Origin of the sequence: Steroidobacter sp., from assembly GCF_036402275.1 — a bacterium.
Classification (GTDB): Bacteria; Pseudomonadota; Gammaproteobacteria; order Steroidobacterales; family Steroidobacteraceae; genus Steroidobacter.
Genome location: NZ_DASWTF010000047.1, coordinates 49762 through 73473, shown reverse-complemented (window position 1 = coordinate 73473; position 23712 = coordinate 49762). Strand labels below are relative to the sequence as shown.

Sequence of the window (23712 nt, the reverse complement as noted above, 5' to 3'; positions counted from 1 at the left end):
CTCCCTCCTTCCGGCACCGTGCTCCCCCTCAGTCGCGCTATCGCGCGACGTCGTCGGGTCCCGTCCCTGGGCGCACTTTGCCGAAAAGGTCCCTCTTTCTCGACAATGCCGGAAGAAGGGAGGTCACCTCGAACGTCGCCTCAAGGTGCGTGGCATATTCCGGCCAGCTCGCCGCAGGCGAGCACAGGTCTTCCGTCGGCAAGGGCCCGGTGACCCCGATTCACGAGTGCCTGCGCTATAAAGAGCGCCGGTTTCATGGCAGTTGCGGAGAGTCGCGTGGAATACAGGCAATTGGGCGGGTCCGGCTTCAAAGTGCCGGTTTTCAGTCTCGGCACCGGCACGTTCGGCGGCAAGGGTGAGTTTTTCAAGAGCTGGGGCGACAACGATGTGAAGGAAGCGACGCGGCTGGTGGACATCAGCCTGGACGCCGGCCTCAACATGTTCGACTCGGCCGACATCTACTCGGGCGGCGCCGCTGAAGAGATTCTGGGCGCGGCCATTCGCGGCCGGCGCGATAAGGTGATCATTTCCACGAAGGCCACCTTCCGCCACGGCGAAGGCGCCAACGATGTCGGCTCCTCGCGCTTCAACCTGCTGCGCGCCGTCGACAAGGCGCTGACGCGGCTGGGCACCGACTACATCGATATCTTCCAGCTGCACGGCTATGACGCCGTCACGCCCGTCGAAGAAACCCTGCAGACGCTCGATGACCTCGTGCGTGCGGGCAAGATCCGTTACACCGGCGTCTCGAACTTCTCCGGCTGGCATTTGATGAAATCGCTGGCCGTTTCGGATCGTTACGGCTGGACCCGTTACGTCGCGCATCAGGCCTATTACTCGCTGATTGGCCGCGACTACGAGTGGGAGCTGATGCCGCTCGGCCTCGAGCAGAAAGTCGGCGCCATCGTGTGGAGCCCGCTGGGTTGGGGCCGCCTGACTGGCAAGATCCGCCGCGGCCAAGGGCTGCCCGAAACATCTCGACTGCGCTCCGAGCTCAGCGTCGCCAAGGGCCCGAAAGTGTCCGAGGAGTATCTGTACACCGTGGTCGACGCGCTGGACGCAGTGGCCAAGGAAACCGGCAAGACCGTGCCGCAGATCGCTTTGAACTGGCTATTGCAGCGTCCGACCGTCGCGAACGTGATCATCGGCGCGCGCAACGAAGAGCAGCTGAAACAAAACCTCGGCGCGCTCGGCTGGAATCTCACAGCAGAACAGGTGAAGAAGCTGGATCAGGCCAGCGCCACACCGCTGGCCTATCCGTACTGGCATCAGCGCGACTTCACGGAGCGCAATCCGGCGCCGGTCTAAGTTCTGTTATATCCAGGTCCTCGCACGACCTTGCCGGGCTTCGCGCCGGTGTGCTCACCGTCGCGAAGCACCTGCACGCCATTGACGAACACGTGCTGCACGCCTGTCGCATACTGGTGCGGCTTATCGAAGGTGGCGTGATCCTTGATCGTGGCGGGATCGAAGACCACGATGTCGGCGAAGCATTCCTTCTTTAAACAGCCGCGATTCTTCAGCTTGAACGTTTCCGCCGGCAGGCTGGTGAGGCGACGGATCGCATCCTGCAGCGTCGTCACCTTCTGATCTCGCACATAGTGGCCGAGGAAGCGTGCAAACGTTCCGTAAGCTCGCGGATGCGGATTGCTCAGCAGAAACGGGCCTTCCGGCGCGGGCGCCTCTGCATCCGAATCGATGTTCACCCACGGCTGCGACAGGCCGAGCTTCACATTCTCTTCCGACATCAGGAAATACGCTGTGCCGACGCGCGTGTGATCTTCGATCACCAGGTCGATGGCCGCATCCTCGGGCGAAACACCGCGCATCTTCGCGACCTCGGCCAGTGACTTGCCGGTGAGCGGCTTGAGCTTGTCGGTCTTGAAGCCGATCAACAACACCCGGTCCGCCGAGCCAGCCGCCTGCAGCAGACTTTCGAAGCCGGCGTTCGGATCACGCATTTCCTTGAGCACTCGCGCGCGGATTTCCGGCTTCTTCAAACGCTCGACCCACGCATCGATGCCGCCCTCTTGCACCCACGTCGGCATGGCGGCATCCAAACCAGTTGCGCCTGCCGTGTAGCTGTACATATCCGCGGTGATCTTCAGCCCTGACTTACGCGCCGCTTCGATCTTGTCGATGGCCTGCTGCATCTTCGGCCAATTCTTCTTGCCTGCGGCCTTCAAGTGATACACCTGCGCCGGCACGTTCGCTTCGCGGGCGATGAGCAATAACTCATCGAGCGCCTCGAGGAAGCGGTCGCCTTCGCTACGCAGGTGTGAAATGTAAGCGCCGCCGAATTCGCTCGCGGCCTTGGTCAGCGCGATCAGTTCATCGGTCTTGGCGTACGACGCCGGCGCATAGATCAGCGAACTGCCCACGCCCAGCGCGCCCTCACGCATTGCCTGGCGCACCAGATCCTGCATGCGACCCAGCTCCGCCGGCGTCGGCGCTCGGTTCGCATAACCGATTTCGTGCGCACGGACAGTGGCTGCCCCCACGAACGAAGCGACGTTCGGCGAAATGCCTCGCTTCACCAGAAAATCGAGATACTCGCCCAGGGTGGTCCACGTGACGTCGTAGCGAATATCGCCCTGGGTCTTGATCATCTCCTCGCGGATCTGCGCGTTCACCGGGCCCATGGACGTGCCCTCGCCGAAAATTTCCAGCGTCACGCCCTGCTTGATATCGCTCATCCCGCGACCGTCGTAGATCAGGGATTCGGTGGCCCAGGACAGCGTATTGATGAAACCCGGCGCGACGGCCAGGCCCTTCGCGTCGAGTTTCTGCTTGGCCTGGTAGTCGGCCAGCTTGCCGACGGCGACCACGCGCCCGTCGCGAACGGCTACGTCCCCTTTGACCGGGTTGCCGCCGCTGCCGTCGTAAATGACGCCGTCATGGACGATCAGGTCGACCTGTTCGGCCGCGATGGCCGTTCCAGTCAGGCCCAGGCACAAAACAATCTTCGCAAGGACGATGGCGCGCACTGTGACTCCAGCAAAGTGGCGAGACGGGGCTGCGACCCTAACGCAAAAATAGCCGCGCCGTACAGAGAGACGACGCCCGCAGGTCAGTGTTCGAAGACTTTTTCCAGAACCCGCGCTAATTCTTCTACTGTATCCGGCTTGAGCACCAGATCGCGCACGCCGAGCTCCCTGGCCTTGTCGCGATCCTCGGCTCGCACATAGCCTGATGTCACGACCACCGGCAGATCGGCGCGAATCTCCTGAATCGCACGCGCCACGTTGAAGCCCGACATGCCCGGCATCGACAAGTCCGTCACCACGACGTCGAAATCTCGCGACCGCGCTCTCAACACCTGCAGAGCCTGCTCGGCATCGCTGAAACCCGTCACCTGATAGCCGGACTTCTCCAATACGCGCGTCATGAGATAGACCAGCGCTTCCTCGTCATCGATGTACATCACCCTGCGGCCACGGCCCTCCGCCGTCGTAACGTCTTCATGGGTCGGCCGCGCTTCGCTGGCCGGCTCCGCCGCCGGGAAATACAAACGAAACGTCGTGCCGCGACCCGGCTCGCTCGATACGATCACCGACCCTTCGTGATTGCGCATGATGCCGTCCACTACGCTCAGCCCCAGACCTGTGCCGCGCCCCACGGGCTTGGTGGTGAAGAAGGGATCGAACGCGCGATCGAGCGTCGCCTTGTCCATGCCGCTGCCGGTATCCGTTACGGACAGTCGCACATAGCGGCCCGCTTTCAGCTCCGGCGACACGGCCTCGCTCTGTGCGACTTGGGCTTCATCGAGCGAAAGGGTGATGCAGCCGGCCGCGCCATCGCCGATGGCATGTGCCGCGTTGGTCACGAGATTGATGATGATCTGATGGATCTGCGTCGCATCGGCGCGCACCGGCGGCAGACCTTCGGCGAAGTTGCAATTGATCTCGATCATGGCGGGCAAGGTCGCCCGCAACAGCTTGATCGCCTCCTCCACCGCCGGCTGCAATTGCAGGATCTCACGGCGGCACTCGCTCTGACGGCTGAACGTGAGAATGCGATTCACCAGATCGGTGGCGCGCGCAGTGGCCTTGGCAATCTCGGCAAGACCTTGCTGCACGGGATGATCGTCCGGCAGGTCCTGCATGGCCAGACGCGTGTTGCCGGCGATCGCGAGCAGAATGTTGTTGAAGTCGTGCGCGATGCCGCCGGCCAGTGTGCCGAGCGCTTCTATCTTTTGCGCATGATGCAAAGCTTCTTCGGCTTGCCGGCGCGCCGTGACATCGATGGTCGCGCCGATGAGGCGGGTCGGCTGACCCTTCGGGTCGCGTTCGATCCGCCCCGAAATCGCGACCCACTGCGTCGCGCCGTCTGAGCGCAGCAAACGAAACTGTAGCGAGATCTCGTCCGCGCCACTGATGAGATATTGGTCCATGGCGCGGCCGACCCACTCGCGATCGTCGGGATGAAGCAGCGCCGTGGCCATGGCAATCGGCATGATCCCGCGATGACGAGGCTGGCCCCAGAGTTTGTACATCGCGCTGTCCCACCAGACGGTGCGCTTGCGCAGATCCCAGACCCAGGTTCCGATCCGTCCGGCCTTCACCGCCGCACGCAGGCGTTCTTCACTGTGACGATTGCGAACATGCGCGACGTGTCCGCCGCCGACGAGACGGGCGCGCGGCGTGATGGTTACCAGCGTGCTCTGCGCATCGTCGGCCGCCACGGTCATTTGAAAGAACCGCAATGGAAACGTGCTGCCGTCGAGACGATGACCCGTGGCGCGTCGGCGACGACTCGCGCGAGGATGGCCCACGCGATTGTCATCGCCGACATCGAGCGGCCGCCATCCCGGAATCAATTCATCGATCGGGACGTCGATGAGATCGCCTGGCTCGTAGCCGAACAATCGAGCGACGCCGCGATTGCCCGCAGCGATACGCCCTTCGCGATCGATCAGCAGCGCAGCCGCGGGCCAATGCTCGAGCGCCAGTCGAACGACAGGAGATCCCGATCCTTCCTCTTCCCCAGTCTGATCGTCACCGTCCCTATGTGACGAGTGCTGCCCCGGTTGGCCACCGCGGCGTCTCGCCCGAACGGATTTCACAGGTCACCTCTGCGGGCCTGATCGAATTGTTACGAGAGGTTATGAAGGCACGAAAAAGGCCCTGCCCGAGTGCGGTCGGACAGGGCCATTGGGTTCTACTACTGCGCGAGGGGGCGCGCACGTAGGACTTACCGTCAGCTTGCCCCTTTCCCTCAGAGCTCAGCTCAGCTTCGTATCCAGCAGCGCGGTCAACTCCGCCTTGCGCGGCAGGCCGACCTTCTGTCCCACGACTTGGCCGCCCTTGAACAGCATGACTGTCGGCACGCCACGGACACCGAAGCGGTACGGCGTCTGGTTGTTCTGGTCAACGTCCATGGTGGCCACGGTCAAGCGGCCATCGTAGTCGCGCGCGATATCTTCGATCATCGGCTTCATCGCCTGGCACGGCCCGCACCAGTCGGCTTCAAACTTCAACAGCACCGGGCCGGACGCGGCCAGCACCTGCTGGTCGAAGCTGGCGTCCGTGACGGCGAGAAACTTCGCATCGCTCATGTACCTCTCTCCTCAACATCCCAGGTGGGATTTACGACTTCGGTGGGTCACGATGCGCCTGACCGCCGCTCCGGGCAATCGCCATTGGCAATGCCGTCAATCGACAACTTGAATCGCAATTGCCATGATGGCGCACTCGTCCCTGGAGCTGGCCCGCTTGAACTTGTGTCGCGCCGATCGATTTCTGCTGGCCAGCGCCGCCACCACGGTCGGCTCGGCCGCGGTCTTCGGTCCGGGCCTGCTGAGCCTGGGCGTGCCGCTCGGCGCGCTGGCGCTGATGATGGCCGATGGCATCTTCCGCCCGGCGTCCTCGATTCTTTATCCGACCCTGGTGCGCGGACGCACCGATCGGCCACAAGTAGCGTTGACGTTCGACGACGGTCCCGATCCCGAAGTGACTCCGGCCGTGCTCGACCTGCTGGCCGAGCACAAGGCGCGCGCGAGTTTCTTCGTCATCGGCCGCTATCTCGAGAAACATCGCGCGCTGGGCGAGCGCATACATCGCGAAGGCCACGAGCTCGGCAATCACTCGTGGCACCACTCGCATTTTCAGAATTTTTATCCGTCCTCTGGCCACGCCCGAGAGATCGATCGCTGCGCGCAGCTGATCAAGTCGATCACGCACTCGACACGCGAGCCGCTGTATCGGCCGCCAGTTGGATTGAAGAGTCCTGCGATGGCACGCGCCGCGCACAAGCGCAATCTAAAAGCCGTCGCATGGTCGATCCATTCGCGGGATACCTACGCTCGCGATCCAGTGGCCGTTGCTCGTGGCGTGCTGAGTCGCATTGGGCCAGGCGACATCGTGCTGTTACATGACGGGCATGAGCGCGAGCAGCGTCACCGCCCGCTGATCCTCCAAGTGCTGCCGTTGTTGTTACAAGGCTTGCGCGAGCGCGGGCTGACCTCCGTGTCGGTCAGCGAGCTGTCAGGCGAAACTCAGCCGGCGACGCCCGCTCCCAACGGCGCCAGACTCGCCGCAGATGATGCGCGGAGCTGAAGCCGCTGCGCTCGGCAACACGCTCCAACGCCAAATCACTGTTCATCACCATCTCGCGCGCTAGCGCAACTCGCAAGCGTTGCACGTAATCGAGTGGCGAGCAGCCCGCGTGCTCCATGAATAGCCTTCCTAGATTGCGAGCACTCATGCAGGCAACGGCCGCAAGCTTGGCCGAGGACCAGTTGCCCGCCGGATTGCGAGCGATGGCGTCCTGCACTTTGTGAACGGCGGGATGGATGTGATTCCGATGCATGACCCAAGCGGAGAGCTGTGGGTCCGCCGTCGTACGACGCATGTAGACCACCAGATCGCGCGCCACTGCGACTGCGATCTTGTGGCCCAGCTGTTGTCCGATGAGATGGAGCGCGAGATCGATTCCGGAAGTCACACCGGCGCTGGTCATGATGTGGCCATCTTCGACGAAGATGCGATTGCCGTGCACGGTGGCGCTCGGTTCCATCTTGGCAAGCCGTTCCACGAATTCGTGATGGGTGGTGCACTCGCGCCCGCGCAGTAGTCCAGCCTGTGCCGCCAGCAGGCTGCCCGAGCAGACACACATCACTGTCACGGTTTCATTGCGAGCCACGTTAGCCAACCATTCCGTCAGTTGCAGCATCGGTTCCGATTCCAGGTCGAGCGAAACGGAGCTGACGCCGGTGATGACGACGATGGAATGATCCGGCACTTCGGCAGGCAGGCGCTGCAGCTTATGCAGCTGCAGGCCCACGCAGGAACGCAATGAGGCGCTGCTCGCAACGAACTCCAGCTCGTAGCTGTCAGGCACGAGCTGGCTCGCCATTCTGAAAGCCTCGGCCGCGCCGGCCACATCCAGCAACACGACCTCGGGCAGCAGCGCGAACAGCACCTTTCTCATGCGAACTCTCTCACATCACCACGGCTTCCGAGCGCTGCACCTGGGCGAACCGATCCTGCAGCACCAGCTCGGTGCGGTCGCGGATCTCCTGAGCCGTGAACTTGCGGCCCGATCCGGACACCATGGGGAAGGTCAACGTGGCATCCATGGCGTAGGTCACACTATAGCCGAGGTCCGAGGCATGACGCGTGGTCGTCTCACAGCACTGCTCGGTGCGGATGCCAGTGACGATGAGGCGCTGGATGCCGTTGTTACGCAGCCAGTAGTCCAGGCTCCGGCCGTTTTTCGTGGTGGCGAACATGGCCGAATGGACGGCCTTGGTGAACACTTCGGTGGGCTGGATATCCAGCTGCGGCAAGGTCTTGATGAGCCCGGACTCGACGGAAAAAGCGTTTTCAGGCCCTTCCTCGTCCACGTGAAAGACCTGCAGCACGGGGACGCCCGCGTTATGGGCACGGTTCACGAGCTGCTGCACGCTATGTAAAAACACGGGCAGCTCCGAATCGTCCCAATAAGAACGACGGGTGAACGACTGCTGCACATCGATGACGAGTAACGCGGACTTCATGACGACTCCTACAGGACAACGTGGAGTCATGTTGCTCGCCGCGGGGCCCGCGGACGAGAGCGCCGCTCGACAGGGTGCGGTCAAAAACGGACAGCCCGTCCCGGGCTGCCCGAATTCATACTAGGACCGGTACGCCTCGCGCCCCACGCCTTGGATGGGAATGCCCTGAGATTTCAGAACGTCGTGCTGCAGCGAGTACATGGCGGCGGCGGCCTCGTCGATGGCTTTCACGAACGCCAGGGAGCCCTTCAGGATGGGCGCGAGCCGGGCCTTGTCTTGAATGCGGGCTGGCGGATATTCGTGCTCGACGACTAAGAACGTCTTCGCGGGATCGATGGACAGCAGCTCGCGTGCGGCCAATTGATGATCCAGCCAATCGACGCTGCGATTCTGCAAATACGCGAGCGGATCGTGGCGCGCCGTGCCTGGAAGCTCGTGCTCGCACAACACCGTTTGTTTCTTCCACGCGTTGGCCTGATCCGCGGGGTTCGTCGACGGCTTACCGTCGATCCAGTCGCCACGCTGCATGGTCTGCCCGCCATAACCCCACGCGGACACGCCGCGAGAGTCGACGACCTGGCCTTTGACGTGAAAACCGCCGATGAGGAATCCGTAGCCTTCATCCTTGAGATATTGAAACAACGACCGCGTGTCCTGCCCCATGAGAATGGCATGCGACGGATCGTAGTGAATGCGGAACTGATCGCCCACGCCATGGCGCTCGCAAATCCTATGCAGCGCAATCCACGGGCCCGGCGCGTACGCGATGTTGTTGTGCCAGCGATCGAGCACGTTCCAGCCCGGCATCGGGCACTGCTCGACCCGATACGTCAGCCCGCGAGCCTTGGCCTCTTTCAGTAATGGAATGAACGCGTCTTCGAACATGACGAGGTTCTGATCCATTTCCAGCTGCGGATTGCGGCCGACGAACCCGCACACCGCATCCGTTCCCAGCAGCACGGCCGCATCGAACACGCGCAACATGAAGTCATGTTTCTTTTGGCGCGCGGCCGGATCGGCGACCAGCATGTTGTCGAAATATGCCAGGTCCGACAAACCCACGCCCGTTTCCTTCATCGCCGCGCTGACGCGCGTTGCGCGCTGTTTATCGAAGGGTTTGCGCAGGTCCAGCGTGTTGGCGACCGGATCGAGCATGGCCTCGGCGGGCACGTCGCTCTCGGTGGGATGGAGCGCGGCCGAAAGCTGAATATTCGGCGACCCGATGTCGCGCGCGAATTGCAGCCACTCTTCGATGGCCAGATCCGGATCGGCATCCCGTTTGTCCCGCGGCGTCAGCTCTTGGAGCGCCGCGGTCAGGATGCTGAGTTTCATGGGCTTCGGGGCGAACGGGGTGGTGCTCATACCCGCAGTCTGGCAGATCGTGGAACCGTTTACATCTGCCGAAATTACCCGCCGCCGCAGCCAGCAGCGGGTTCAGCCCAGGGCGGCTTGATACTCCGCCGGCTTGAAGCCAACCAGCATCTTTCCGCCCCGCTCCAGGACCGGACGCTTGATCATGGACGGCTGCGCCAGCATCAGCGCCACCGCCTTGCGCTCGTTCAAGTCCGCCCGGTCGGACTCGGGCAATTTGCGAAACGTCGTGCCGGCGCGGTTCAGCAGGACTTCCCAGCCGACTTTCTTGCACCAGCCTTCGAGTCGCTCGCGTTCGATACCCGCGACTTTGTAGTCGTGGAATTCGTACTGCACGCCGTGCTCGTCGAGCCAGGTGCGTGCTTTTTTCATGGTGTCGCAGGCTTTGATGCCATAGATCGTGGTTTTCATGCTCAGAAATTGTACTTCACGGCGCTAGCGCGCTCGACGATGTCGCCTTGGTGGGCGACTTGGCGCTGATCCAGTCCTGGATGCGCGTGCTCACCACGTCCAGCGGCAAGGCGCCGCTCAACAGCAGCTGGTCGTGGAACTCGCGAACGTTGAAGTTTTCACCCAGCGCCTTCTCGGCATCGCTGCGCAGACCGCGGAAACGCAGCTCGCCGATCTTGTACGCCAGCGCCTGGCCCGGCCAGGAGATGTAGCGCTCCAGTTCCGTCTGGATATTGTGAGGCGCGAGCGCCGAGTTTTCGGTGAAGCAGCGGCGCGCCTGTTCGATGTCCCAGCCCAGCCAGTGGATGCCGGTGTCGGCCACCAGCCGGCAGGCGCGCCACATTTCGTACGAGTAGCGACCGAAGCGCTCGTAGGGATCGCGATAGATCCCCATCTCCTCGCCCAGGAACTCCGAGTAGAGTCCCCAACCCTCGACGAACGCCGTCGGGCTGGTGTTGCGACGGAAGTACGGAATGCCGGTCAGCTCCTGAGACAACGCGATCTGCAAATGATGGCCGGGCACGGCCTCGTGGACGGTGAGCGCCGGCAACTCGTAGAGTGGACGCTGATCCAGGTGCGAGGTGTTGACCATGTACCCGCCCGCCTGGCCCTGCTGCATGCTGCCCACCCAGTAGCGGCCAGTCGTGTAGCCCTCGGCGATATCGGCCGGCACCGGCCGCACGCCATACGGCAGTCGTGGCAATGTGCCGAACAAACGCGGCAGCTGATCGTCCGAGCGCTTGGCGATTTCGCTCGCTTTCTCCATCAGGTCTTCGGGCGTCTTCGCATAGAAGCGCGGATCGGTGCGAAGCATGTTGAGGAACTCGGCGAAGCTGCCCTTGAAGCCGGTCTCCGCGATGGTCTTTTCCATCAAGCCCCGAATGCGGGCCACTTCCGACTGGCCGAGTTGATGGATTTCATCCGGCGTCATTTGCGTCGTGGTCTCACGGCGCACGAAGAACTTATAGGAGCTTTCGCCGTTCGGGGTGGTGCGCCACGCGAGCTTCGGACGCGCCGCCGGCAAATATTCCTTGGCCATGAAGTCGGCGAACTTCTTCTGCAGCGGCAGAATGCGATCGCGCACGATGGCCAGCGCCTTGCTGCGATATTCCTCTTGCGCGGTCGCTGGAATGCTCGATGGCATGCGTGCGAACGGCAGCAGCAGCGAGCTGTCTTCGGGCTTCGTATTCGCCTGCTTGCGAGCGACTTCGAGCACGCGCTCGGCGACGATGCGCGGCTGGGTGTATTTGGTCTTGATGCCTCGCTGCAAGTTGGCGAGGTTCTGCTCGAAAAACGCCGGTGTCGCTTCGAGTCGTGCGAGCCAGGCGTCCGCGTCTTCGCGTGAACCGATGCTCGTCGTGCGCGCCAGATAGTCGGGCAGTGTATGGAAGCCGCTGTCGTTCTCGAACGGGACGCGCGGCAGATCGAATGTCAGCTGCTCCGAGTGCGTGGCGACGACGCCCGTGAGCAGCTGATGATTCAGAGCCGCGTCTCCCGACAGAGCGGACGCGTCGATGGCGGCGAGTCGCTCGGCGATGCTCTTCAATTGTTTCGCCGCGGCTTTGGCCGTCTCCGGACGCACGTCCGGCAAGCGTCGCAAGGCGTTGCGATCGCCTTCCTGACCGGCGCTCACCGGATCGTCCTGCCGGATCAACGCTTCGTATTCGGCGATCAGTGCAGTGAGGCTGGATTCGGCCGGTGACTGGGCCGCGGCGATCGAGCATGACAGCCACAACGCGCCACCGAGGACGAACGCTGGACGAGACAGGCAACCCATGAGGCCATCCCCTTGCAATGGAAAGACGGCATCTTGGTCCGGCCTCTGCGAAAATTAAAGAGGCCCAAGAAACAGGATCAGACTAACAACTGCGTTGTATACCCAGGAAGGATTTATCAGCGCGGCGCAGCCAGATCGGTCGAGCCCAGCCCGCCCCGGAGCACGCTGGCATGGAAGCCCCGCTCGGCAAGCATGTAGGCGCACGCCGAGCTGCGGCGGCCGGTATCGCAACACACGATGTAGTGACGATTGCGATCCAGCGCCTTCATTTTCAGGCGCAGCGAGTGCAAGGGAATATTGATCGCGCCGTCGGCGCGATAGTGCTCGAACTCCGACGGCAGGCGCACGTCGACCCACTGTCCGCCTTCGATCTCGACGATGCGCTTGGCGCTCGCGTAATCGACCCAGTCGAGCAGCGGCTCGTGCAGCAGCTTGCGGAAATCGTCCTTCGCCAGGCGCATCAGCACGCCGTCGGTCACCATGGTGACCGTGGCGTTGCGCTTCACGTCGGAAATCAGCGCTTCCTCGCCGAAGGTGTCGCCCATCTTCAACTCGGCGAGGCGCACGCCTTCCTTGTTGAGCGGCGTCTCGCGCGCCACCTGACAGATGCCTTTGACGACCACGTAGAAATAATCGCCGACATCGCCCTGCTTGATGATCACTTCGCCGGCGCGGCAATCCATCCGTTGCAGGCGCATGAACACGGCCTGGATGTTGGCTGGCGGAATCTTGTGAAAAGCTTTGGTCTGCAGCAGCGCCGTCATCCAGTCGTCGGGACCGGGCGCGTTGTCGTCCAGGCCGTTCAACTCCAGCACCTTGTAGGCGCCGGTCTGGTCGAGCGTGACCGCGACGTCGAGGAACTCGCTGTCGATCTGCAGATATTCGATGCGGTCGGAAGTCACCACGGCCGAATAGGGCCGCGGCAGCTGATGCACCAGCGGGCTCTTGGACTTGGGCGTGCCGCTGCGAACCGAGCCGATCACCTCGCCCTCGGCCATCAAGTCGATGGAGCCGCTGATCAGGTAGAAGGTCTGCTTGTCCTCGTCGCCCTCGAGGAACAACAGGCGGCCCTTGGGCGCCTGCAGGCGGGAAATCTTGCGGGCGAACGCGGCCAGGCTGGTCGGCGTCATGCCGTCGAACGGCGTGAACTGCCTCAACAGGGCCAGTTCTTTGGGATTCCCGGATAACTCCATGGCCTGAGTGTTGTTATTGAACCTGAAGCAGTATTAGGCAGCCGCCTTACGCCGTCCGCGAAGCGGCTCACAACTGGCGTCGCCGTTGGGCAACAAGTGCCCACCTGTGCCACTTGCCTGCTCCATCCGCCGATATCACGCCGGGGGTAAACCCTTCAGCAGCCACCGACCACAATGGCGCCGGACACACTGCTCTCCTTGTAACTTAATGACCGCGATTTGATTTAATGCCGATCGTTCTGGATCCCGGCGCCATTGCGCGGTGTCCGCCGCTGTTCACCTTGAGTTCACCCCGGGGAACGGATCATGCTGACAACCGTTCTAAACGGGGGTGGGCATCATGATTTTGGGCAACGCCGACCGCCGAATCACGGAGCGATCCAGCGGCCAACTGAAAGGCAGCAACGTGACGAATTCCCTGACACAGTGGCTGGCAGGACTCGTCTGCAGCCTCGCTTTGTTCTTCGCCCTGCCCAACGACGCGGCAGCCCAGGAGCCCGTCGTCGAACCCGAGCCGGTGATCGAATCGGGCGACGAGAATGAGCCGGCGGTCGAACCCGTCGTCGAACCTGAAACCGCCACCGAATCCAGCCGCGCCACGCCGGTTGTCGATCCTCCCAGTCGCGTCGCGCGCCTCGGCTATGTCGATGGCGAAGTCACTATCGCGCCCGCCGGCACCGAAGAGTGGGCCGAAGCGGCGCTGAATCGTCCGCTGACCAGCGGCGACCGTCTCTGGGTCGAGGACGGCGGACGCGCCGAACTGCAGATCGGCTCCGCGGCCGTGTATCTCGACGGTGACACGGGTTTCGGCTTCATCGAGTTGGACGACGGCGTGCTGCAAGCGAGCCTGACCGAAGGCGCCGCCACCATTCGCGTGCGCCGGCTGGCCGAAGGCGAAACCATTCAAGTCGAAACGCCCCATTCCACCGTGGTGCTGAATCGCGTCGGCGAATATCACCTCGAAGTGGACAAGTCCGGCGACCGCACCATCGTGAAAACGCGCAATGGTGAAGCGGAAGTCAAAGGCGGCGGCAACGAGCGGTTCACCGTGCGCGACAACGAGCGCGGCGTCTTCACGGGCGTGGACAAACTCACCGGTCAGATCGAGCGGCTCGGTCCACGAACGGCGTTCGAGAACTGGGCCAACGATCGTGACGCGCGCAACGAACGATCGAAGTCGGCGAAGTATGTTTCCCGCGATGTCGTCGGTTACGAAGACCTGGACGACAATGGCGAATGGATCAGCGAGCCCGAGTACGGCTACGTCTGGCGTCCCACCTATGTTGTTCACAACTGGGCGCCGTATCGCTATGGCCGCTGGGTGTACGTGTCGCCCTGGGGCTGGTCCTGGATCGACGATGCACGCTGGGGATACGCACCATTCCACTATGGCCGCTGGGCTTACATTCGCAGCAGCTGGTGCTGGGTGCCGGGACCGCGTCACATTCGGCCCGTGTACGCACCGGCGCTGGTCGGCTGGGTCGGCGGTCCGTCGGTCGGTATCTCGGTGTCGTTCGGTAACGTCGGCTGGTATCCGCTCGGACCTCGCGATATCTATTATCCGGGCTATCGGCACACGCCGCGTTACATCCGCTACGTGAATGTTTCCAACACGTACATCATCAACAACAACTATTTCTACGGCCGGCGCGTGCCGCCGCATCGCTTCGACTATCGGCACTATCCAGGCGCGGTGACCACGGTTTCGCGCGATCACTTCGTCGGCGGTCGCCGGATCGGCGATCACTGGGTGCGAGTGGACGAAAGCCATCTGCGTAACTATCACGCCGAGAATCGTCCGCCGGCCATCGCGCCATATCGTGAGAGCGTGCTTGGCGGCGCTGTTCGTCAGCCGCCGCGGGACGCCAATCGTTTCAGTCGGGGCGGCGATTACTTCGCCGGTCGCGTGCCCTTCCATCGCGAGCGCACGGCCATCGAGAACAACGGCGGACGACCGATCGGACGCAACGAGCTCGTCGATCGCTCCGGGCCCAAACGCGGTAGCGACTACAACGTGGTCCGACCTCGCGTGTCGGTCGGCGACGCCAATCGTGGCGCGCGCGAGCGCGCCTTGGGCTTGAACGGCAATGTTCGTGAGCCGCGCGAGCTCAACAACAACTCGGTGCGCGATTACCAGAACCGACGCGACACACAGACGCGTGACCGTGAGCCGGTTGAGATCCTGCGAGGAGTGGAGTCATCGCGTTCCGACTCGCGCCGCAACGATCACCTGCAGCGTCCGCCGAGCAGCACGTTCCAGCAAGGCGGCAGCAGCTCCTATCGCCCACCGTCGAACTCGACTTATCGCGATCGCAGCTCGGGTTCAGCGAATCGCAACGAGCTTCGCGAGCCCCGCCAATACTCGCAGCCCCGCAGTGAGCCCAGGCAGTACTCGCAGCCACGTAGCGAGCCGCGACAATACTCGCAGCCGCGTAGCGAGCCGCGCACCTACTCTCCGCCTCCCAGGCAAGAGCCTCGCAGCCAGCCGCAACCTCGCGTCGAGCACTCATCGCCGAGAGCGTCGCCATCCAACAACAACGGCGAATCTCGCGGCGGCGGCAATCGCGCCTGGAACACGCCGAAATCCAGGCCGGACTGACATTGTTGATGGGGCCGCGCCCGCAAGGAACCTGAAGCTGCGGCAAACTGTTGCTCGCATAGGCTGATTCGCCTGGGCCGGTGCACTGCATCCGGCCGCCCGCCTGACGCGAACGGCCGCAAGCCCGTGCGGCCCGGCTACAATCAGCCGTTTCTCGCGTGCCATCAAAGTCTCAGCGTGCCGCATCAGTGACGTCTTACAACGAAATACGCAATCGCCTTCTGCGCTGGTGGGGAGGGCTGCTCCTCACCACCTTGGTCCTCCTGCTGTTGGTCAGTCTCCGGTACTTCGAGGTGGTGGATCTCGACGGGCGGCCCGCATCGCTGCTGTTCCGGGCCAGCATGCTCGTGGCGCACTTCACGACCGTCGCAGCTATAGCCCTGTTGCCGGTGCTCGCCCTTGGCGCCCTGTGGCCCCGACCGCGCCTGGTTATTCCGTTCGGAGTGCTGCTCGGAGCGGCAACTGTCGCCTACGTGTTGATCGATACGCAGGTCTTTCAGCTCTATCGGTTTCACATCAACGCCGGCGTGCTGAACCTGTTGCTCGGCGGTGCGGCGAGCGAAACCTTCGTGTTTTCAGCGGCCATGTACGCGCAAGCGGGCTTGATCGCGGCGACGCTTCTGGCGGTCTTCAGCATCGCGTGTGGCTGGTTCTGGCGACGTTTGGGGAGCGCTCCGGAGCGCTCGCCGCTGCGGACGGGCATCGTGGCCGTGCTCGTAACCTCACTGCTGAGCTTCCACCTCGTGCACGTCTGGGCCGACGCCGTGAGCTACGAGCCCATCCTGGAACAGACGGAAGTATTGCCCATGCGCTACGCGGCGACCGCGAAGCGCATGCTCCGCTCCTATGGCGTGAACTTACCCAACGTGCAGGTCGCGAACACCGAAGGAGCGCACGCCGGAAGAGCCTTGACCTATCCATTGCAGCCGTTGACGTGCAATGCGCCGCAGACGCCGCCCAACATCGTCGTGATCGCCATCGACTCCTGGCGCTTCGACGAGATGAATGCGCGGGTGACGCCCAACATCGATAAGTTCGCGCAACGCTCCGCCCGCTTTCTCGATCACTTCAGCGGCGGCAATGCCACGCGCATCGGCATGTTCTCGTTGTTCTATTCGATACCGGGCACGTACTGGCACCGCGTTCTGGCCGAGCGTCAGGGGCCGGTGCTGATCGAGCAACTGTTCAGTCTGAACTACGACGTGCAGGTGTTCCGAAGCGCGCCCCTGTACAGCCCCGAGTTCGATCGCACGCTGTTCGCACGGGTCAAAGGCGTACGCATGCGTTCGGACGGTGGCGATCCGGCCGCGTGGGACCGCGATCTCACCAACGACTTTCTGCAGTACCTCGATGCCCGCCCGGCGGCGGCTCCGTTCTTCGCCCTGCTGTTCTACGACGCGCCCCATAGCTTTGCGCATCCGGAGGACTATCCGAAGCCCTTCGAGCCGGCCGCCAGCCACGTGAACTATCTGCAGCTCAACAACAATACGGATCCGCTGCCGTTGCTGAATCGCTATCGCAACTCGCTGCATTACGTCGATTCGCTGGTGGGAGAGGCGTTCGCGGCCCTGGAAGCGCGCGGGCTGCTCGAAAACTCACTGGTGATCGTCACCGGCGACCACGGGCAGGAGTTCAACGACAACGAGCAGAACTACTGGGGTCATGCGAGCAACTTCACCCGCTTTCAGACCGGCGTGCCGTTTATGTTATATGCGCCCGGGCTGGAGCCGAGGACCTACGAGCATCGAACCACGCACTTCGACGTGATGCCGACCGTGCTACGCGAGTATCTCGGCTGCGACACGCCCTTTTCGACATACAGCGTGGGTGAGTCGCTGTTCGAGCCGGGCGGACGCGAAATCATCCTCATGAGCGAGTACGCGGACTTCGCGATCAAGCATGGCAACCGGACCGCGGTGGTGCGCAGGCACCGCATGGAGGTTCGAGATGAAGATCATCTCGAGCTCGATACCCGCCTCGCACCCGATGTGATCGCCGCCGCGCTGGAACAGCAAGCGCGCTTCGTCAACGGCGATTTACGGTCGCTTCAGCGCTCGAGCGAAGGCGTCGGCCATGGCGCCGGCTCCCACTGATTCAGGCTCACGACGCTGCTGCTGACGCTGCGGCGGACGTGAGTCGCGATCGCGGCGGAAGTCGCCCGCCGAGTTGTCACGCACACGCTGAGCCGAGTCGTCGAGCCGCATGGTCAACGCGATTCGCTTGCGCGCCTGATCCACTTCCAGCACTTTGACCCGGACCACGTCGCCCGCCTTCACTACTTCGCGCGGATCCTTCACGAACTTGTTCGACATCATGGAGATGTGCACCAGGCCATCCTGGTGCACGCCGATGTCCACGAACGCGCCGAAGGCAGTGACGTTGGTGACCACGCCTTCGAGAATCATGCCTTGGCTCAGGTCCTTCAGCTCCTCGACGCCTTCCTTGAAGGTGGCGGTCTTGAACTCCGGTCGCGGATCGCGGCCCGGCTTCTCGAGCTCCTTCAGAATGTCCTTCACCGTCGGCAAGCCGAACTTCTCGTCGGTGTACTTCGCGGGATCGAGCTTCTTCAGCGTCGAGCCGTCACCCACGATTTCGCGCATCGGCTTTTTCAGGTCGGCGAGGATGCGCTCGACCACCGGATAGGCTTCGGGGTGCACCGCTGAGGCGTCGAGCGGATTGTCGCCATTCATCACGCGCAAGAAGCCGGCGGCTTGCTCGTACGTCTTGTCGCCGAGGCGCGGAACCTTCTTCAGGCCGGCACGATTGGCGAACGCGCCGTGCTCGTCACGATAACGGACGATGTTCTCGGCCAGCGTGCTCGACAATCCCGAGATGCGCGCCAGCAGCGCGGCGGACGCGGTGTTCACATCGACGCCGACGGCGTTCACGCAATCCTCGACGACGGCGTCCAGGCTCTTGGCGAGCTTGGTCTGGCTCACGTCGTGCTGATACTGACCGACGCCGATAGACTTGGGATCGATCTTCACCAACTCGGCCAGCGGATCCTGCAAGCGGCGCGCGATGGACACGGCGCCACGCAGGCTCACGTCGAGATCGGGGAATTCCTTCGCCGCGAGCGCGGACGCGGAATACACAGACGCGCCCGCCTCCGACACCACGATCTTGGTGAGCTTCAAATCCGGATGCAGTTTGATCAGATCGCCGGCCAGCTTGTCCGTCTCGCGCGAGGCGGTGCCGTTGCCGATGCTGATCAGATCGACGTTGTGCTTTTTGGCGAGCAAGGCGAGATGGGCAATGGTGCGGTCCCATTCGTTACGAGGCACGTGCGGATAAACCGTCGCGGTTTCGAGCAGCTTGCCGGTGCGATCGACGATAGCCACTTTCACGCCGGTGCGCAGACCAGGATCGAGGCCCATGGTGGCGCGCGGACCTGCTGGAGCAGCCAGCAACAGATCGTGCAGGTTGTGCGCGAAGACGCGAATCGCCTCTTCCTCCGAGCGCTCGCGTAGCGATGTCAGCAACTCCGCTTCGAGCTGCCAAGCCAGTTTGACCTGCCACGTCCAACGCACGGTCTGCAGCAGCCATGCATCGGCGGGCTGCTTGCGATCCGCGATGTTGTGACGTGCCGCGATCTTCAGCTCGCACGCATTGAACGGCGCCTGGCCGGTGGCCGGCGGCGGCTGCATGTCTTCGGGCAGCTTCAGCGAAACTTTCAGCAACTCTTCCTTGCGGCCGCGGAACAGAGCGAGCGCGCGATGCGAAGGCACGGTCTTGATCGTCTCGCTGTACGCGAAGTAGTCGCGAAACTTCGCCGCCGGCTCTTCCTTGCCCTCGGCCACCGTGGACACCACGACGCCGTTCTCCTGCAGATGTTCGCGAAGGTTCGCCAGCAGCTCGGCGTCTTCAGCAAATTGCTCAATGAGAATGGTGCGCGCGCCTTCCAACGCAGCCTTAACGTCCGCGACACCTGGGTTGTCGTCGCCCTGCGCGTTCTTGAACGCGGGCTTCAGGTACTTGGCGGCTTCGACTTCGGGAGTCAACGAACGATCGGCCAGCAGCGCCTCGGCCAGCGCATCGAGCCCCGCCTCGCGCGCGATCTGCGCCTTGGTGCGACGCTTGGGCTTGTACGGCAGGTACAGGTCTTCCAGGCGCTGCTTGGTGTCGGCGGCCTCGATGCTGGCGCGCAGCTCGGGTGTCAGCTTTTTCTGCTCATCGATGCTGGCGATGATGGCGGCCCGGCGCTCTTCCAACTCGCGCAAATAAGCCAGCCGCTCCTCCAGCGTGCGCAGCTGCGTGTCGTCCAGGCCCCCTGTCGCTTCTTTGCGATAACGCGCGATGAACGGCACCGTCGCGCCTTCATCCAGCAACGCTACGGCGGCAATGACCTGCTGCGGTTTGGCCGAAAGCTCGGCGGCAATGCGGGATTCAATCGACGGGAGCATGGGGTCCGATCCACAGTGCGAAAACGAGGCGCGCACTATGAAGAAGCGACCCCGGCAGGACAAGGCTTGAGATTCGGGCGGGAGTGGTCTAAGGCAAAGTTCTGTCATGGCGCCCCGAGAGGCTCCCGGCGGCGGTATTTTCCCTCGCTTCCATTCATAGAAAGTCTGGGGGGATTTCACTGTGCGGATACAACCCGTTCTGGTCGCGCTGGCGTTGTTGTTCACAGTTGCCGCCGAGGCGCGCAACCTGTCGCTGCCGGAGGCGAAACCTGAAAGCGTCGGCTTTTCCTCGGAACGCCTGAAGCGCCTCGACGCCGGCATGAAAGCCATCGTCGACAACAAACAACTCTCGGGCATCGCCACCGTCGTCGCGCGTCGCGGCCAGGTGGTTCAGCAGATGACGTATGGTCGAGCCGACATCGCTGGCGGCAAACCCATGCAGATGGACAGCATCGTGCGCATCTACTCGATGACCAAGCCCATCACCGGCGTGGCTTTGATGATGTTGTACGAGGAAGGCAAGTGGAAACCTTCCGATCCGATCTCGCGCCACATTCCGGAGTTCAAGGACCTGAAGGTGTACGGCGGCAACGGCGCCGACGGTCAGCCGACGTTCGTCGCGCCCTCGCATGCGCCGACGATGGGCGAGCTGATGTCGCATACCGCCGGTTTCACGTATGGCGTGTTCGGCAGCACGCCGGTGGACAAGTTGTATCAGCAGTCCAGCCCGCTGAATGCGCCGTCGCTGCAGGAATTCATCGATCGCATGGCCAAGCTGCCGCTGCTGTATCAGCCCGGCGAAGGCTGGGTGTACAGCGTGGGCGTGGACATCCAGGGCTATCTGGTCGAGAAATTGTCCGGCAAGCCGTTCCCCGACTTCCTGCGTGAACGCATTTTCGAGCCGCTGGGCATGAAGGACACCGCGTTCTACGTGCCGAAAGAAAAAATGTCCCGGCTCGCGACCATTTATTCCTGGGGCGCCGACGGACTCAGCCCGATGCCGCACGACAAGGGTGTGAACGAGCCTCCCGGCATGCCGTCGGGCGGTGGTGGCCTCTATTCGACGGCCGCCGACTATCTGCGCTTCGCGCAAATGCTGGCGAACGAAGGCCAGCTCGACGGCAAGCGCCTGCTTGCGCCGAGCACGGTGGCGCTGATGACGGCCAATCACGTGCCGGACGCCGTGAAGAATCAGAACGGCAAGTTCGGCATCGGCAATTACCGCATGCAGCCGGGCTTCGGCTTCGGTTTCGACGTGGCGATTTACGAAGAGCCGCTCGAAATCGGCAGCCCCACCGGCAAGGGCACGTATCTGTGGGACGGCATCGCCGGCACCTGGTTCTGGATCGATCCCACCAACGACGTGGTGTTCCTCGGCATCATCCAGCGGCGCGGCGGACCCGCCGGCGTGCCCAACATCGAAGACCTGTCGCGCCAGCTCACGTTCCAGGCGCTGGTCGAACCCGCGAAGTAAATGAATTGACGGGCGGGAGCGCAATGCTCCCGCCCGTGGGTCTTCCGCTCTAAAACTTCTGCCCGAACTTGACGCCAATGATTCTTGGCTGATTGGTCACGATGTAGGGCTTGGTGCACATCTCTTCGCGACATTGCGAAAATCTCGCGATATCCGCGCGCTTGTCGAAGGCGTTGTTGACGAACAGCTCGGTCGTGAACGAGCCGTTGGTGACACCGACCGCGAAGTCGGCGACTCCATAAGCGCGGTTCTTCCCAAGGATGCTCTCGTCGAACTCCACCAGCGCCGAGCGTGTCTCGGACTGATAAACGAACGCCGCCTGCGCAAAGGCGTCGAGCGAGCCGATCTCGAAGCGATAGCGGCCGGTGAGATTGGCCTTGTAATCCGGTACGACCGGCAGTTCCGTGCCATCGCGCGCTCCGCGCAGAATCGTTGCGCCCTCGCCGCCATGCGGGTCCGGCCCGAAGCATTCGTCGAAGGGCAATGGCGCGCCTTCCGACACGAGCTCGCAGAAGTCACCGCGCAATTCAGCGTTGAGCAATGACAACCCACCCGAGATCAGCAGGCGATCGGTCGCGGCCCATTCGACATCCGTTTCTATGCCGGTGATGCGGGCGCCGCCGGCGTTGGTGATATTCGTGAGGCCGTTCTCGCCGGTGAACGAAAACTGAAAGTCGTCCCAGTCGAGCAGGAACACCGCGCCGTTGAAACGCAGGCGGTTGTCGAGCCAGGTGGTCTTCCAGCCGATCTCGTAATTATTCAGATAATCGGCGTCATAGGGTGGGAACGTGCCGCGACGGTTCACGCCGCCCGGCCGGAAGCCCTCCGAGTACGTGGCGTACACCATGCGATCGTCGTCGAACTTGTAAGTCACATTGATCTTGGGCGTGACGCCGTCTTCGTCGACGGTGCGATCGAGGTTTTTGCAAGGCGCGGTGCCGATCGAGGTATAAGGCACGAAGCTGGAGCGATCGCCGATTTCGTCGCCGTAGAATCGGCTGCACAACGCTTCGCCGCTGTTACCGCTGCTGCTGTAACCCTCGCCGTAACCGAAGAAGCCCTCCAGCGAATTCTCGGCCTTGAACCAGCGCGCGCCGCCGGTCACCGTCAAACTCTCGGTGATATCGAAACTGAGCTCGCCGAACACGGCGTAGTCGCGGTCCACGCGTTCCTGCTCGGTCAGCCAGATCGAGTCTTCCCAGCCCGCCACCTCGTACACGGCGGTGAGATCGTCGATCTTGTAGTTCTGCTCGATCCGATGTTGCTGACGCTGGAAGAACAGGCCGCCGACGAAGCGCACGCGCTTGTCACTGGGCGTCGACACACGGAACTCATGGCTGTGACGCTTGTAACGATCCTTGCCCTGGATGTATTGGGTTGGATCGATGGTGACGCCGTCATCGTCGTACACCGTGTATCCGTAAGCGATGTCGTAGAACAGCGAGTAGTCGGAGTAGTCCTGCTCGGTGTCCACGTCGCGTTTCAGATAGGAGCCCGCATACACCACGTCCAGGCTGGCGATCTTGCCCTCGACGGTGAGCGCCGCCTGCGTCCAGCGGTCGTCGGCGTTCTCCGGTCGATAGCGCGCCACCTTGAGATCCCCGAGGCTCGGATCGTAAGCGAACGCGCCGTTCGACTTCTGTTGCTGATGCATGATCGTCGGCGTGACGGTCCAGCTCTCGTTCAAATCGACACGCAAGGCGGCGCGAGCGCCGTAGGTGTCGACGCCGTTGTAGTCTTCTTCGGCGCGGTCGGCGTTGTTGATCGTGATCTCGGCCGTCGGGTACAGACGATCCCGCGCCACATTGCTGATGTAGCCCGCGTCACGCTTGCCCCAGCCCACCAGCCGGATCGCGGCCTTTTCGTTCAACGGCAGGTTCGCGAAGCCCTCGGCGATGTAGCCCGCCTCGCCATCGAGCACGTTGCCTTCGATGTCGTAGCCCGCCGAGAACTTAGACGGATCGGGCTTGTTGGTGATGATGCGAATCGTGCCCGCCTGTGAGCTCGCGCCATACAGCGTGCCCTGCGGCCCGGCGAGCGCTTCCACTCGCGCGATGTCATAGATATGCACGTCGAGCGCGCCTTGAATCGTTGTGATCGGCTGCTCGTCGAGATAGATGCCCACGGTGGGCAGCGAGCCCGAGTGATTGCCGTTATCGCCGCTGCTGACGCCGCGGAAAAATACACGGGAGAAGCCCGGCCCGAACGACGTGTAGGAAAGACTCGGCAGAAACTTGGCGTAATCGTCGAAGTCCGAGACGTGCAGCTCTTCGAGCTTTGCCGTGCCCAGCGCGGTGATGCTCAGCGGCACTTCCTGCAGGTTCTCCTGCCGCTTCTGTGCCGTAACGATCACCTGCTCCAGCACCCCTTGCTCGTTATCTTGAGCCACCGCCTGCGCCATCGTCACCGATAACGCGGCCGCGAGCGGAACCGACATCGATCTTCG

Annotated in this window: 16 protein-coding genes; 5 read left to right on the top strand and 11 right to left on the bottom strand. The window is 62.8% G+C overall.

The genetic code is table 11. The features are described 5' to 3' along the window. Positions 1 to 276: 276 nt before the first annotated feature. Positions 277 to 1308 carry an aldo/keto reductase gene (locus tag VGD45_RS27160; protein WP_331158529.1) on the top strand — a complete coding sequence of 344 codons (1032 nt, stop codon included), beginning with the start codon at positions 277 to 279 and terminating at the stop codon, positions 1306 to 1308. Here VGD45_RS27160 and VGD45_RS27155 read toward each other — a convergent pair. The 3 genes from VGD45_RS27155 to VGD45_RS27145 form a co-directional block, all read right to left on the bottom strand. Then, complete coding sequence (locus tag VGD45_RS27155; RefSeq protein WP_331158528.1) at positions 1305 to 2987, bottom strand: N-acyl-D-amino-acid deacylase family protein; 1683 nt, start codon at positions 2985 to 2987, stop codon at positions 1305 to 1307. The two genes, VGD45_RS27160 and VGD45_RS27155, sit on opposite strands and share 4 nt — an antisense overlap. An 83-nt stretch (positions 2988 to 3070) precedes the next feature. Next, positions 3071 to 5065: a hybrid sensor histidine kinase/response regulator gene (locus VGD45_RS27150; protein WP_331158527.1), complete on the bottom strand. Its 1995-nt coding sequence runs from the start codon at positions 5063 to 5065 to the stop codon at positions 3071 to 3073. A 159-nt stretch (positions 5066 to 5224) separates the two neighbouring features. Continuing rightward, positions 5225 to 5557, bottom strand: a complete 333-nt coding sequence (locus tag VGD45_RS27145; RefSeq protein ID WP_331158526.1) for a thioredoxin family protein — start codon at positions 5555 to 5557, stop codon at positions 5225 to 5227. Positions 5558 to 5681: 124 nt separating this feature from the next. On the opposite strand from VGD45_RS27145, the gene VGD45_RS27140 reads away from it, so the two are divergent. Further along, a complete protein-coding gene (locus VGD45_RS27140; protein WP_331158525.1) occupies positions 5682 to 6557 on the top strand; it encodes a polysaccharide deacetylase family protein in 876 nt (291 codons plus the stop codon). On the opposite strand, the gene VGD45_RS27135 is transcribed toward VGD45_RS27140, so the two are convergent. The 6 genes from VGD45_RS27135 to VGD45_RS27110 form a co-directional block, all read right to left on the bottom strand. Further along, the gene (locus tag VGD45_RS27135) at positions 6475 to 7431 is read right to left on the bottom strand and encodes a GlxA family transcriptional regulator (RefSeq protein ID WP_331158524.1); all 957 of its coding nucleotides are present in this window, start codon (positions 7429 to 7431) and stop codon (positions 6475 to 6477) included. The two genes, VGD45_RS27140 and VGD45_RS27135, sit on opposite strands and share 83 nt — an antisense overlap. 10 nt (positions 7432 to 7441) lie before the next feature. Continuing rightward, complete coding sequence (locus VGD45_RS27130) at positions 7442 to 7999, bottom strand: isochorismatase family protein (protein WP_331158523.1); 558 nt, start codon at positions 7997 to 7999, stop codon at positions 7442 to 7444. Between the two features lie 120 nt (positions 8000 to 8119). Beyond that, positions 8120 to 9331, bottom strand: a complete 1212-nt coding sequence (locus tag VGD45_RS27125) for a sugar phosphate isomerase/epimerase family protein (protein WP_331158522.1) — start codon at positions 9329 to 9331, stop codon at positions 8120 to 8122. 102 nt (positions 9332 to 9433) lie between these two features. Further along, on the bottom strand, positions 9434 to 9781 hold the full coding sequence (locus VGD45_RS27120) for an ArsC family reductase (RefSeq protein WP_331158521.1): 348 nt from the start codon (positions 9779 to 9781) through the stop codon (positions 9434 to 9436). Between the two features lie 16 nt (positions 9782 to 9797). Beyond that, on the bottom strand, positions 9798 to 11597 hold the full coding sequence (locus VGD45_RS27115; RefSeq protein WP_331158520.1) for a DUF885 domain-containing protein: 1800 nt from the start codon (positions 11595 to 11597) through the stop codon (positions 9798 to 9800). A gap of 116 nt (positions 11598 to 11713) precedes the next feature. Beyond that, positions 11714 to 12790 (bottom strand): cyclic nucleotide-binding domain-containing protein, encoded by a 1077-nt coding sequence (locus VGD45_RS27110; protein ID WP_331158519.1) that lies wholly within the window; start codon positions 12788 to 12790, stop codon positions 11714 to 11716. Positions 12791 to 13130: 340 nt separating this feature from the next. Here VGD45_RS27110 and VGD45_RS27105 point away from each other — a divergent pair, with 340 nt between their 5' ends. Both VGD45_RS27105 and VGD45_RS27100 read left to right on the top strand, forming a co-directional pair. After that, positions 13131 to 15389 carry a DUF6600 domain-containing protein gene (locus tag VGD45_RS27105; RefSeq protein ID WP_331158518.1) on the top strand — a complete coding sequence of 753 codons (2259 nt, stop codon included), beginning with the start codon at positions 13131 to 13133 and terminating at the stop codon, positions 15387 to 15389. 188 nt (positions 15390 to 15577) lie between these two features. Beyond that, entirely contained in the window at positions 15578 to 17482 is a 1905-nt protein-coding gene (locus VGD45_RS27100; RefSeq protein ID WP_331158517.1) for a DUF3413 domain-containing protein, read from the top strand. Here VGD45_RS27100 and VGD45_RS27095 read toward each other — a convergent pair. Continuing rightward, positions 17426 to 19792 (bottom strand): Tex family protein, encoded by a 2367-nt coding sequence (locus tag VGD45_RS27095; RefSeq protein ID WP_331158516.1) that lies wholly within the window; start codon positions 19790 to 19792, stop codon positions 17426 to 17428. The two genes, VGD45_RS27100 and VGD45_RS27095, sit on opposite strands and share 57 nt — an antisense overlap. A gap of 181 nt (positions 19793 to 19973) precedes the next feature. On the opposite strand from VGD45_RS27095, the gene VGD45_RS27090 reads away from it, so the two are divergent. Then, positions 19974 to 21266 (top strand): serine hydrolase domain-containing protein, encoded by a 1293-nt coding sequence (locus VGD45_RS27090; protein WP_331158515.1) that lies wholly within the window; start codon positions 19974 to 19976, stop codon positions 21264 to 21266. 49 nt (positions 21267 to 21315) lie between these two features. On the opposite strand, the gene VGD45_RS27085 is transcribed toward VGD45_RS27090, so the two are convergent. Then, positions 21316 to 23703, bottom strand: coding sequence for a TonB-dependent receptor (locus VGD45_RS27085; RefSeq protein WP_331158514.1), 2388 nt, complete (start codon positions 23701 to 23703; stop codon positions 21316 to 21318). Positions 23704 to 23712 lie beyond the last annotated feature (9 nt).